Origin of the sequence: Micromonospora sp. CB01531, from assembly GCF_001905095.1 — a bacterium.
GTDB lineage: Bacteria > Actinomycetota > Actinomycetes > Mycobacteriales > Micromonosporaceae > Micromonospora.
Map to the genome: position 1 here is coordinate 16,981 of NZ_LWLS01000129.1, position 11,403 is coordinate 28,383.

Here is an 11,403-nt window from a genome sequence, read left to right on the forward strand (position 1 = left end):
GCGATGGGCTCGCGGGGTGGTTCCGGGCATCCGACGCGGAGCTGCGGGTGTGCGTGCCGACGGACTGCGCGCAGCAGCTGGCCGAAACATTGGGGGATTTCATGTTTGACGTGATCGTTGCCGGCGGCGGACCGACCGGCTTGATGCTGGCCAGCGAGCTGCGGCTGCACGGCGTGCACGTGCTCGTGCTGGAGAAGGAGGCGGAGCCGACCAGGGTGGTCCGGGCGCTCGGCCTGCACGTGCGCAGCATCGAGGTGATGGACCAGCGCGGCCTGCTGGAGCGGTTCCTCCCGCTCGGCCAGCAGTTCACGGTCGGCGGTTTCTTCGCCGGCATCGGCAAATCCTGGCCCGACCGGCTGGACACCGCACATTCGTATGTCCTGGGCATCCCGCAGACCATCACCGACCGCCTGCTGGCCGAGCGCGCCACCGAACTCGGCGCCGAGATCCGGCGCGGCTGCGAACTGGTCGGGCTCAGCCAGGACGAACACGGGGTGACCGCCGAGCTGGCCGACGGCACGCAGCTGCGCTCGCGCTACCTCGTCGGCTGCGACGGCGGCCGTAGCAGGGTGCGCAAGCTGCTCGGCGTCGGCTTCCCCGGCGAGCCCAGCAGGGTCGAGACGCTGCTGGGCGAGATGGAGGTGGCCGTGCCGCCGGAGACGCTGGCCGAGGTGGTGGCCGAGGTCCGCAAGACCCAGAAGCGGTTCGGCGTCGGGCCCATCGGGGACGGGATGTACCGCGTCGTCGTGCCCGCCGAGGGCTTGGCTGAGGACCGCTCCGTCCCGCCGACCCTCGAGGAGGTCAAGCAGCAGCTGCGGGTGTTCGCCGGCACCGACTTCGGCGTGCACTCACCGCGCTGGCTGTCCCGCTTCGGCGACGCCACCCGGCTCGCCGAGCGCTACCGGACCGGCCGGGCGCTGCTCGCCGGCGACGCGGCGCACATCCACCCGCCGACCGGAGGGCAGGGCCTCAACCTCGGCATCCAGGACGCGTTCAACCTCGGCTGGAAACTGGCCGCCGAGGTCAACGGCTGGGCCCCGGAAGGGCTGCTGGACAGCTACCACACCGAACGGCGCCCGGTGGCCGCCGACGTGCTGGACAACACCCGCGCGCAGATGGAGCTGATGTCCACCGAGCCGGGCGCCCAGGCAGTGCGCCGGCTGCTGGCGGAACTGGTGGAGTTCGAGGAGGTGAACCGGTACCTGATCGAGAAGATCACCGCGATCGGGGTCCGCTACGACTTCGGCGAGGGGCATGACCTGCTCGGCCGCCGGATGCGGGACGTGGAGCTGAAGCGGGGGCGCCTCTACGAGCTGATGCACGGCGGCCGCGGGCTGCTGCTCGACCAGACCGGCCGGCTCTCCGTGGCGGACTGGGCAGATCGGGTCGACCACGTCGTCGACGTCAGCGAGGAACTGGACGTGCCCGCCGTACTGCTACGGCCCGACGGGCACGTGGCGTGGGCCGGCGAAGACCAGCAGGATCTGCTCAGCCAGCTGCCCAAGTGGTTCGGGGCCGCGGCCAGCTGAGCGCGCAGTGGTGACTCGGACGGGTCGAACCTGCCTTCGGCCGAGTTCGGCGCGGCCAGTGCGTACCCCACCGTCCGCGTCACCGGCCGGACCCGGCCCCGCACGCAGGGCGTTCGCAGCGACAGCATCGCGGCGAACGCCCTGTGTTCTGTGCACCCGTTGGCTCGCCGCCGCAGGATCAGGGGCGGGTTGTCAGACGAGGGAGACGGCGACCAGGGCGACGGCGGAGCCGGCGAAGACCACCGTGTTGCGAAGGTAGGTCTGGGCGCGCACCCAGCGAGGGAAGGCGCCCTCGGCGGCCTGGAGGAAGGGCGCGACGTCGACGCGGGCCAGCTCCGGGTCGCCCTTGCGGCGGAAGGCGGCCTCCACAGACTTCACCGCAGTGAGGTTGCTGTAGACGATGGCCACGTTCATCAGCACGACCAGCGACGAGAAGATCCAGGTCAACAGTTGGGCCAGGTCGGCGCCGCCGAAGTTCAGGGCTGCGATGCCGGTCATCACCACGGCGACGGCGGCCGGGGCTGCGGTCTCGTGGCCACTCGCGTCGAACCGGAGGTTGTTCTCCTCCAACACCTCTGGGCGGACGTGCTGGCGGCGAAGCTCGGTCACCGCGGCGGCCTTCGCGGCAGGGCCGAAGCGATGGCGGACCACCGGGATGCTGACGAAGGCGGCGGCGACGAGCAGCTGCATGACGGCGGCGAGCGTGTTCATGGGACTCCTTCGAATTGCACTAAGTTCAACTGGCTGGGGAATGGACGCTAGCCGGCGACTTGAACAATGTGCAAGTCCTTTCTTGAACTTTGTGCAAGCAGCTGCGTACCGTGAGGGCATGCCACGCGACACGCTCACCCGAGATCAGATCGTCCGCACCGCGGTCGAGCTCCTAGATGCCGAAGGCCTCGAAGGCCTGAACATGCGCGCCCTGGGCAAACGACTCGACTCCGCCGCCACGGCCGTGTACTGGCACGTCAAGAACAAGGACAACCTCGTCCTTCTCGCCACCGACCAGGTGTGGGGTGAGCTCAAGTTGCCCGACCTGGATGCGGTCGACTGGCGCACCGCGGCCACCGGCATGGCCATCGACCTGTACGAGATGTTCACCCGGCACCCCTGGCTGGTGCAGGCGTTCGCTGCGCACGTCCTCTACGGCGAGAGCAAGGCCCGCCACGACGACCACAGCCTCGCCGTCTACGAAGCCGCCGGCTTCGCCGGCGCGCAGGCAGACCAGGCCGCCTCCGCCGTCTTCACCTACGTGCTCGGCAACGCGGCCGGCGCCGCAGCGACCGCCTCACTCGCCCGGAAGCTCGCCCGGGACGACACCACCGCCGAAGAACAGTTCCAAGACGCCATGGCCAAGGCCCAGGAGATCGCCATGCGCTACCCGCGCCTGCGTGCCCGCCTGGACACGTCGGCGGCGGCCAGCTATGCGGCGGCTCCCGACAAGGCCTTCGAGTTCGGCCTTCAGGCCCTCCTCGACGGCTTGGAGCAGCAAATCGCCGGACAACCCGCCGGTTGAGCAGGCCTGGACGGCTCGGCCCGAAGCAGGTCGGACACCTGCTACCGGGGCGGGGAGTCGGCGCAGGGCAGGGGATGTCAGAGCGTCGAGGCGTGGGCGGAGGACAGGGGCCGGCGAATCAGGGATCGGCCGGCGACCGCCGGCCGAGGGCGACGCAGGAACGCCCAAGGCCGCTACCGTGGACGGCCTGTGTTATAAGTATTATCTGAGGAGGTCGGAAAATGCTTATATCGTCGGCGGCGTGGAGGGCTCTGGTTGATGCCGGAGTCGTGGTCGTACCGCTCGACGCCGATCACGTCGAGCTGCGGAGTGGCCCCCAGCGCGGGATCCTGAGAGTGGTGACCTCGCCAGCTGTGCTCAATCCCAGCGACATCGCCCACCTGAAGAGCCGACATCGGGACCAGGTCCTGCTCGTCGTGCCTTCAGCCACGTCCGGTGTCCGATCCGCAGTCGAGGCGGCCGGCTGGTCCTGGCTGGTCGACAACGGGCGGCAGGTCACGGGTCTCCTTCAGGTGGCAGGTCAGCAGGTGTCCATCGAGACGAGGGACGTCGATACCCCGCCCTCACGGACCCGGCCGGGTCGCGTCCCCTGGGGCACCTTTACCGTCGTACGACGGTTGGCCGAGCGACCCTGGGCCGGGCAGCAGCAGTTGGCGGCGGTCACCAGCGTCTCCCAGCCTCGCGTGTCACAGGCGCTCGCCGCATTGACCGAACAAGGTCTCGCGGACCGGACGCCGGCCGGCTGGGACGTCACCGACATCGATGCGGTCTTCGACTGGTGGCTGAACTCGTACCCGGGACCAGGCGGCCTGAGAACCCTCTGGTACGGCCTGGAACCGCCGGTGCAGCAGGCAGAGGCCGCCATCAGCCTGCTGACGAGCGGCGACCCCGGACGGATGGCGATCTCCGGTGATGTGGCAGCCGACCGCGTCGCCCCATGGCGAGCACCGCGCCGAGCAGTCGTCTACGCCCAATCCGGCGTGGACCTGACCAGTGCTGGCCTCACGCCCGCCGACGAAGAAGACGCGACGGTGGAACTCATCGTGCCCAAGGATCCCGGAGTATGGCCGCGCCCGACGGCCGCCGAGGCATCGGGGAGCGTGCCACTGGCGGACCCGTTGCAGATCCTGTGGGACGTGGCGCGCGCCCCGGGTCCCGACATCGATGAGCCAGTGCGGCACCTGCGGCGAACGCTGCGGGACCGCCGTCAGCGAGCAAGTGGGAGTTGGGCAGCGTGACCCGACCGGCATCAGCTGGTGCAACTCCGTCCGACGTGCTGACGCTGACCTCCACCAGCCGGGCGGCCGATGCCGGCTTCCGGACACTCGCCGACCTTTCGGCGATCGCCGGGGCACTGGCGTTGGATCACCGGATCGTCGGCGGGCACATGGTGACCCTCCTCACCGCAGTGCACGGTGTCGCCGGGCAGGTACCGATGCGGGAGACCCTTGACGCCGACTTCGCCGCACTGCCCGCTGTCGTCGCAGATCCTCGGCTCCCTCGGGCCTTGGCCGAGCGTGGTTACCGACGCGGGGATGCGGCCAACCGGTTCGTCCGCCGCTACCAGGACAACGACGGGCCGCTGGATCTCGTCGTTGACATCCTTGCCCCGTCGTTCGAGAGCAAACTGGTGCCGAACCAACGCCACGGTGATCTCATCGTGGATGAGGTGCCAGGACTGATTCTCGCGCTCCACCGCCAAGCCAGCCTGCTTCAGCTGGAAGTTCGCCTGACGAGTGCCGACAAGCTGGCGCTACAGGTCGCTCTGCCTGACGTGGCCTCGGCGCTCTGCCTGAAGGCGCTCGCGTACCGGGGCCGCTTCGCCGCCAAGGACGCGGTCGACCTCTGGCGCCTTCTCCACGCCGCCTACGCCATGGGGCTGACGGCGGAAACCTGGCCGACCAGCGCCACGGGCCGTGCAGCCGCCCAGATACTGCACCGCTTCTTCGGGACACCCGGCGCGACCGGCCTTGCTCAGGTGTCCGTGATTCGAGCCGACCGGACACGCATGCAGGCGCTGGTGAATCACGTCGTTGCCCGGCCCGAATGAGTCGACCACCTTCCATGACGATGCCGGGAATGCTGTGACATCCGCCGTCACTAGATCGCGTTTCCCGAGGTGGACCTCGCCAAGGTCACCGAGGAGCGGGTCAGGGAACTGGTTGAACACGCCTGGGGCAACAAGCTCCCAAGCGCGTCGTTGCCGCCTCCGACGCCGGGTGACGCCGACGTGAGGGCCGGTGGCACGGGTGTCGCATCATGGCGGCGTGATCAACCTGAAGCGAAAGCGGCACCACAAGAAGAGGCGCGGTTCCGGCTGCGACACCTGCGACTGCGACGGCCCGGACTGCTGCGACTTCGGGCTGTTCTCGTTCCTGCTGACCCTCGGCTCGGTGGCTGCCACCGCCACCCGTACGCCCATGGTGGACCGGGCCGGCCGAGCGGCGATCGTCGGCTACCGTCGCTGGCTGTCGCACCGCTGGCCCGGCCAGTGCCGTTACACGCCGACGTGCAGTGCGTACGGGCTCGCGGCGGTGGAGAGGTACGGTCTCGCGGTCGGCGGGCGGATGGCCGCCGACCGGGTGCGCCGCTGCAAGCCGCACGTGCCGCGCGGTACCCACGATCCGTTGCGCTGATCGCCCGCCCCGTCGATTACTCGGGTTGGTGGCATACCGCCTCGACGTTGTTGCCGTCCGGGTCCCGGACGAACGCCCCGAAGTAGGTCGGGTGGTATTCCGGCCAGACGCGGGGCGCGTGCAGCACTTCCGCGCCGGCCGCGACCGCGGCGTCGTGGAACGCCTGCACGGCGGCCCGGTCGGGGGCGGTGAAGGCGATGTGCGCTTCCAGCGGCGCGGTCCCGGCCGGTGCGGGTGCCAGCCAGAAGTCGGGGAAGTCGACGCCGTAGCCGATCGGGCCGGGCTCCAGGATCCGGCGCCCGCCCAGTGGGGCCAGCACCGTGTCGTAGAAGGCGGCGCTGGCCGGCAGGTCGCGCACCAGGACGGAGAGGTGGTCGAGCATCTTGTCTCCCTGCGATCCGTGATGACCGCGCCAAGCTTAGGGGGTGAATACGACATTTCGGTGCCATTCGCCACTGCTTGACACTAGTCGTCAAGTGCTTGACGATGGGCGTCAAGCAACGAGGGGAGGCGGCATGCCACCGGGTGAAGAGGAACTGGTCGAGCAGCTCGTCAGGCTGATCGATGTCCGGTTGCTCGACCCGCTCGAGATCCTGGTCGACGGCCACGACGCGATCGACCCGCTGCGTACCGTTGTCCGGGAGCGCGCACGATCCTGGGCCACCACGATGGTCAGCGGCGACGACCGGGCGGCCTACGGGGTGATCATCCGAGCCATCTCCACGCTCTATCCCGGCGACGGTCCGTTCGACCCGCCCCTCGACTGGTGGCGAAGCCCGCTTGGCCAGATCGTCGCGCGGCGGGTGGGCCACCCCACCGCCGAGTCGGTGTCGTACGCGGTGGCCGGCGCCATGCTCGGCATCACCCGCCAGGGCGTCCACGACCTGGCCAGTCGCGGCAAGCTCGCCCGTCACCCGGCCGGCGGCGTGCTGTCCGCCGCCGTCCGCGACCGACTGCTCCGGGAGGGAACCCGACGTGCCTGACACCTTCATCGACTCCGGGGCCGTGCCGATCGCCTACCGCGACTTCGGCGGCTCCGGCCGCCCACTGCTGCTCCTGCACGGCGCCGGCGGCAACCTCGCCCAGATGACCACGCTGGCCGAGCAGCTACGCCCCGCGCACCGGGTGGTCACCGTCGACCTGCGTGGACACGGGCGGTCCGGGGATGGTCCGTGGCGCTGGAACGAGGTGCTGACCGACCTGGCCGCGGTCGCCGACGGCCTCGGCCTCGACCGTCCCGCGGTGGTCGGTGTCTCCCTCGGCGGCATGCTGGCCGCGCTGTGGGCGCAGCGCCACCCGGAGTGCCCCGGCGTCGTCAGCCTGGACGGCAACCCGACGCTCGGCCGCCCGGAGCAGCTCGCCGGCATGGACCCGGACCAGGCGGCGACGGAACTCGCCAAGCTGCGGGCCACCTTCGACGGGATGGCCGCGATGCTGGCCGAGCCGCTCACCGCCGAACAGTTGGCCGCCGCGCTGGCTGGGCAGCGGGCGATGGCCGAGCGGTATGGCGCCGCGCTGGAAGACTGGGTGGCGGCCTTCGAGCGCAACCTCGTGCCGTGCGACGACGGCCGTAGCCGGCTGCGCCCTGGCGCGGAGCTGACCGGGCAGCTACGGGAAGCGATGGAGTCCCTCGACCTGCTCCCCACCTACCGGGACATCCGCTGCCCCATGCTGCTCGTCCTCGCCACCGAGGACCTGCCTGAGCAGCAGGCGTTCCACGAGGTGTACGCCGCCTACCGGCGGGCCACCGCCGAGCGGCTCGCCGCGCTGGACAATCCGTCGCTGCGGGTGCTGCACCTGGCCGGCGCCAGCCACGCGATGGTCGCCGAACGCCCGCAGGAGCTGGCGGCCCTCATCACCGACTTCCTCGGCACGGCAACCCACGACTGACCGAACCTGGGCGGGCGGCGGCAGGCGGTCGCTGCCCATCCATCGGCTGCCAGTCCGCCAACCACCACGTGCTGTTCCGTGGCCTTTCGTTGCCCGCACGTTGTTAGGGTCAACAGCCCATGGAGGAGTCGGAGACACGGCGCACCGTCGAGGCGGTGTGGCGGATGGAGGCCGGCCGGGTCGTTGCCGGCATCGCCGCGATCGTCCGCGACGTCGGCCAGGCCGAGGAACTGGCCCAGGACGCCCTGGTAGCCGCGCTGGAGCAGTGGCCGCGCGACGGCGTACCGGCCAACCCGGGCGCGTGGCTGATGACCGTCGGCAAGCGCCGGGCGCTCGACGCGTTGCGCCGCCGGCAGACCCAGCAGCGTACGCTCGCCGAGCTCGGCCGCGACCTCGATGAGCAGGTCACTCCGGACTTCGATGCCGCGGTCGAGGACCGCATTGAGGATGATCTGCTGCGGCTGATCTTCGTCTCCTGCCACCCGGTGCTGTCGCCGATTGCCCGGGCGGCGCTGACGCTGCGGCTGCTCGGTGGCCTGACCACTGGTGAGATCGCCCGCGCGTTCCTCACCACCGAGCCGACGGTCGGCCAGCGGATTACCCGTGCCAAGCAGACCCTCGCCGCCGCCCACGTGCCGTTCGAGGTGCCCGGCCCGGCCGAGCGGGCCGAGCGCCTCGACTCGGTGCTGGAGGTCGTCTATTTGATTTTCAACGAGGGGTATTCGGCCACCGCCGGGGACGACTGGATGCGGCCGGCCCTGTGTCAGGAGGCGCTGCGGCTGGCGCGGCTGCTGCAGGGGCTGATGCCCGACGAGCCCGAGGTGCACGGCCTGGCCGCGCTGCTGGAGATTCAGGCGTCGCGTACCCACGCCCGTACTGGCCCCGACGGCCAGCCGATCCTGCTCAACGATCAGGATCGCAGTCGCTGGGACCAGTTGCTCATCCGCCGGGGCCTTGCCGCCCTCGACCGGGCCCGCAGCGGCTGGGCCGGTCCGTACACCCTGCAGGCCGAGATCGCGGCCTGCCACGCGCGGGCGCGGACTCCCGAGGAGACCGACTGGGCGCGGATCGCGTTCCTCTACGCGGAGCTGGCGCGGCTGGTGCCGTCACCGGTGGTGGAGCTGAACCGGGCGGTTGCCGTCGCCTACGCCGACGGCCCGGCCGCCGGCCTGGAGTTGGCCCGGGCGCTGACGGACGAGCCGGCGCTGGCCGGCTACATGCTGCCCAGCGTGCTCGGTGACCTGCTCGCCAAGCTGGGGCGGCACGACGAGGCCAGGCGGGAGTTCGAGCGGGCGGCGGCGCTGACGGGCAATGCCCGGGAGCGGGCGCTGCTGCTCGACCGGGCCGCCGCGTGCGGCCCGTAAAAAATCTTGAAACGGGATGTCGGATCCCGGTCGGCCCGATCGACGCGTCAGTGAGAGCCGATGACGAGGAGATCGAGAGATGACCAGTACGACGCTGCGGCAGGCCCGGGCGAGCAGGGCGGTTCCGGTGGCCACCCTGCTCGCCGGGGGGATCGCCGTCGGGCCGCTGTTCGCGGTGGTGGCCGCCGCGCAGGTGCTCACCCGGGACGGCTTCGACCTGAGCCGGCAGCCGCTCAGCCTGCTCGCCCTCGGCCAGCACGGCTGGATCCAGATCGCCAACTTCGTGGTCTCCGGGCTGCTGGCCCTCGCCGGCGCGGCCGGGCTGCGCCGCGCGCTGCGGGGCGGCGCGGGCGGGACGTGGGGGCCGGCGCTAGTCCGGTGCCCACTAGCGTTTAGATCGACCAGCGGTGCTCACATGGATGCGGCCATCCGGTCCTACAGCGACGCCGGCGTACGTAGACACGCTCAGTCGACCCTCCCACCGCTAAGGGAGGCCACGATGAAGACGATCGCCGCGTCGACCGGAGCACCGTCACGAGCGGCCTTGGCTCGCAGGGCCGCGCCCTCCCAGAGGTCGACAATCAACGCCGCGAGACTGCGGGGCTCGACGTCGGCCATCGCGGTGCCCTGAGCGTGGGCGTCTTCGAGCGCGCCGGCGAGCGCGTCGATCCATCAATCGAGACCCTCCTTCGCGGCGGCACTCAACGCCGCGGACGAAGCCGACTCGGCCGCGAAGGTGCCGAAAAGGCATCCACGCCCGAAACTGTGTCGTGCGAGATCGTCGCGCAGATAGGCCAGATGCGCCTGGATGCGTTGCAGCGGCGGCTTCGACCGGTCGCCGAGCATGCCCAGCCGCCGGTTCACTCCGTACCTCTCGAGCGAGGCAAGCGCCAGCTCTTCCTTGCTCGCGAAGTGGTTGTAGAACGAACCCTTCGGAGCGCCGGCCCGAGTCGCGATCGCCGCTACCCCAGTGGCCGCATAGCCGCGAGCGTCGAACTCCTCGCACGCCGCATCGAGCAACGCCTCGCGCAGACTCGGCTTCGGCATCTACCCTCCCCGCAATATGGCCGGTCGTCTTATAAGAGTACTCTCGAGGCCATGCGTGTCCTCCTTTTCAACAACCCATTGACCGGGCACTTCCTGCCCCTACTTCCGCTGGCCCGGGCGCTGCGGAAGCAGGGGCATGCCGTTGCCTTCGCCACCGCCGCCGGCATGGCCGCTTCGATCGAGCCGGAAGGCTTCGGGCTGATCCCCGCCGGTCCGATGGCGGACGCGGTGATCGCCGAGGTAGCCCGCCGCACCGGCACCGATATCCTGGTCAGCAGGACGCCGGAACTCGTCGGGGAGTTCTTCGCCGGAGCGCGTGTCGACCTCTCCGTGGACGAGGCTCTGACCGGGGCGGGCGACTGGGCACCGGATCTGGTCATCTCCGAGCACCTCGATTTCGTGGGTCCACTCGTCGCGGCTAGGCTCAAGCTGCCGTCTGCGGTGATGGCCATCGATCCAGCGCTGGAACCGGAACTCCTGGACGCCCTGGCCGCGGCGGCGCGCTCCCGGTATCTCGATCGGGGTCTGGAAGCGCCGGCCCATGCGCCGTCCGGCCACTGGCTGCTGGACCTCTGCCCGCCCAGCCTGCAGCGCCGCGGTGCGCTGCCGGCCCTCGAACGCATCGCGCTGCGGCCGGAACCCCACCAAGGTCCCGAAGGCCCGCGCGCGCCCCGGGTCCCGGGTACTGGCCGGCCCCGGGTACTGGTCAGCTTCAGCACCGCCCCCGGGGCATCGCCGGAACTCGGCCCGGTGCTCCGGTCACTGAGCACCCTCGACATCGATCTGGTGGCGACGGCACGGGATGTCCCGGCCGACGGTTTCGGACTGGAGCCGGGACGGGTCGAATTGCTCTCTTTCCTGCCGGCAGCGGAGCTGCTCGACGGGGTTTCGGCCGTGGTGCACCACGGCGGCTCTGGCACCACCTTCGGCACGGCGGCACGCGGCGTCCCCGCCGTCGTCGTGCCCGGAATGTCCGGGCAGCAGCGCCAGGCGGAACGCCTCGCGGCTGCCGGAGCCGGACTGGCCCTGCCGATCGGGGAGCAGGAACCAGCGTCGGTCGCCGCCGCGGTCGGCCGGCTGCTCGCCGAGCCCTCGTTCACCACTGCCGCACACCGCATCCGTGACGAGATAGCCGCCATGCCGTCGGCTTCCGAGGTGGCCGAGCGCCTCACCGCGTCCGCCTCCGGATAGCGCGCGGCGGCGCGCGCCGCGCCGGCACCGTCGCGCCTACGCCTGGAGCTGGTCGGTGGCGATCCGTCCATCGGCCAGCGACGGAGCCCGCGAGCTGCTCCGGATGATGCTGTGAAGAGAATCGACCGTGGCTTGTCTACGCGGCCTTGTCGAGGGTGACGGTGTAGCCCAGGCTGTGGAGTTGTTTGATGAGCCGGTCGCGTTGTCGGTCGGGGTTGCGGCGGGTGAAG

Annotated in this window: 13 protein-coding genes and 1 pseudogene; 10 read left to right on the forward strand and 4 right to left on the reverse strand. The window is 70.7% G+C overall.

Going from position 1 to position 11,403, the window contains the following annotated elements; translation table 11 throughout:
• Positions 1-101: 101 nt before the first annotated feature.
• Complete coding sequence (gene rox / locus A6A27_RS39285; protein WP_073839741.1) at positions 102-1,529, forward strand: rifampin monooxygenase; 1,428 nt, start codon at positions 102-104, stop codon at positions 1,527-1,529.
• Between the two features lie 192 nt (positions 1,530-1,721).
• Here the strand turns inward: rox and A6A27_RS39290 are convergent, their stop codons facing one another.
• On the reverse strand, positions 1,722-2,240 hold the full coding sequence (locus A6A27_RS39290) for a hypothetical protein (protein WP_073839742.1): 519 nt from the start codon (positions 2,238-2,240) through the stop codon (positions 1,722-1,724).
• 118 nt (positions 2,241-2,358) lie between these two features.
• Between A6A27_RS39290 and A6A27_RS39295 the strand changes: the two genes are divergently transcribed.
• From A6A27_RS39295 to yidD, 4 genes are all read left to right on the forward strand, one after another.
• Positions 2,359-3,045, forward strand: coding sequence for a TetR/AcrR family transcriptional regulator C-terminal domain-containing protein (locus tag A6A27_RS39295; RefSeq protein ID WP_073839743.1), 687 nt, complete (start codon positions 2,359-2,361; stop codon positions 3,043-3,045).
• A 683-nt stretch (positions 3,046-3,728) separates the two neighbouring features.
• The gene (locus A6A27_RS43945) at positions 3,729-4,283 is read left to right on the forward strand and encodes a hypothetical protein (RefSeq protein ID WP_206745070.1); all 555 of its coding nucleotides are present in this window, start codon (positions 3,729-3,731) and stop codon (positions 4,281-4,283) included.
• Positions 4,284-4,318: 35 nt separating this feature from the next.
• Positions 4,319-5,095 (forward strand): hypothetical protein, encoded by a 777-nt coding sequence (locus A6A27_RS39305; protein WP_073839745.1) that lies wholly within the window; start codon positions 4,319-4,321, stop codon positions 5,093-5,095.
• 217 nt (positions 5,096-5,312) lie between these two features.
• Positions 5,313-5,681 carry a membrane protein insertion efficiency factor YidD gene (gene yidD / locus A6A27_RS39310; RefSeq protein WP_241825673.1) on the forward strand — a complete coding sequence of 123 codons (369 nt, stop codon included), beginning with the start codon at positions 5,313-5,315 and terminating at the stop codon, positions 5,679-5,681.
• Between the two features lie 16 nt (positions 5,682-5,697).
• On the opposite strand, the gene A6A27_RS39315 is transcribed toward yidD, so the two are convergent.
• Positions 5,698-6,063, reverse strand: coding sequence for a VOC family protein (locus A6A27_RS39315; protein ID WP_073839747.1), 366 nt, complete (start codon positions 6,061-6,063; stop codon positions 5,698-5,700).
• A gap of 133 nt (positions 6,064-6,196) precedes the next feature.
• Between A6A27_RS39315 and A6A27_RS39320 the strand changes: the two genes are divergently transcribed.
• The 4 genes and pseudogenes from A6A27_RS39320 to A6A27_RS47885 form a co-directional block, all read left to right on the forward strand.
• Positions 6,197-6,664, forward strand: coding sequence for a hypothetical protein (locus tag A6A27_RS39320; protein WP_073839748.1), 468 nt, complete (start codon positions 6,197-6,199; stop codon positions 6,662-6,664).
• Positions 6,657-7,571 carry an alpha/beta fold hydrolase gene (locus A6A27_RS39325; protein WP_073839749.1) on the forward strand — a complete coding sequence of 305 codons (915 nt, stop codon included), beginning with the start codon at positions 6,657-6,659 and terminating at the stop codon, positions 7,569-7,571. The genes A6A27_RS39320 and A6A27_RS39325 overlap by 8 nt, the downstream gene beginning before the upstream one ends.
• A 119-nt stretch (positions 7,572-7,690) precedes the next feature.
• A complete protein-coding gene (locus A6A27_RS39330; protein ID WP_073839750.1) occupies positions 7,691-8,935 on the forward strand; it encodes an RNA polymerase sigma factor in 1,245 nt (414 codons plus the stop codon).
• Between the two features lie 79 nt (positions 8,936-9,014).
• Positions 9,015-9,299: pseudogene (locus A6A27_RS47885) on the forward strand (DUF998 domain-containing protein); the annotation flags it as partial.
• A 101-nt stretch (positions 9,300-9,400) separates the two neighbouring features.
• On the opposite strand, the gene A6A27_RS47890 reads toward A6A27_RS47885, so the two are convergent.
• Positions 9,401-9,553, reverse strand: coding sequence for a TetR family transcriptional regulator C-terminal domain-containing protein (locus tag A6A27_RS47890; RefSeq protein ID WP_083673225.1), 153 nt, complete (start codon positions 9,551-9,553; stop codon positions 9,401-9,403).
• Positions 9,554-9,607: 54 nt separating this feature from the next.
• Positions 9,608-9,982 carry a TetR/AcrR family transcriptional regulator gene (locus A6A27_RS42645; protein ID WP_083673224.1) on the reverse strand — a complete coding sequence of 125 codons (375 nt, stop codon included), beginning with the start codon at positions 9,980-9,982 and terminating at the stop codon, positions 9,608-9,610.
• A gap of 51 nt (positions 9,983-10,033) precedes the next feature.
• Between A6A27_RS42645 and A6A27_RS39345 the strand changes: the two genes are divergently transcribed.
• Positions 10,034-11,173: a glycosyltransferase gene (locus A6A27_RS39345; RefSeq protein ID WP_073839751.1), complete on the forward strand. Its 1,140-nt coding sequence runs from the start codon at positions 10,034-10,036 to the stop codon at positions 11,171-11,173.
• Positions 11,174-11,403: the final 230 nt, after the last annotated feature.

Excerpts from the sequence above, each read along its gene's own strand:
- rox (WP_073839741.1), top strand. The coding sequence starts at position 102 with ATGTTTGACGTGATCGTTGCCGGCGGCGGACCGACCGGCTTGATGCTG.
- A6A27_RS39290 (WP_073839742.1), bottom strand. The coding sequence starts at position 2,240 with ATGAACACGCTCGCCGCCGTCATGCAGCTGCTCGTCGCCGCCGCCTTC.
- A6A27_RS39295 (WP_073839743.1), top strand. The coding sequence starts at position 2,359 with ATGCCACGCGACACGCTCACCCGAGATCAGATCGTCCGCACCGCGGTC.
- A6A27_RS39315 (WP_073839747.1), bottom strand. The coding sequence starts at position 6,063 with ATGCTCGACCACCTCTCCGTCCTGGTGCGCGACCTGCCGGCCAGCGCC.
- A6A27_RS39320 (WP_073839748.1), top strand. The coding sequence starts at position 6,197 with ATGCCACCGGGTGAAGAGGAACTGGTCGAGCAGCTCGTCAGGCTGATC.
- A6A27_RS39330 (WP_073839750.1), top strand. The coding sequence starts at position 7,691 with ATGGAGGAGTCGGAGACACGGCGCACCGTCGAGGCGGTGTGGCGGATG.
- A6A27_RS47890 (WP_083673225.1), bottom strand. The coding sequence starts at position 9,553 with ATGGCCGACGTCGAGCCCCGCAGTCTCGCGGCGTTGATTGTCGACCTC.
- A6A27_RS42645 (WP_083673224.1), bottom strand. The coding sequence starts at position 9,982 with ATGCCGAAGCCGAGTCTGCGCGAGGCGTTGCTCGATGCGGCGTGCGAG.
- A6A27_RS39345 (WP_073839751.1), top strand. The coding sequence starts at position 10,034 with ATGCGTGTCCTCCTTTTCAACAACCCATTGACCGGGCACTTCCTGCCC.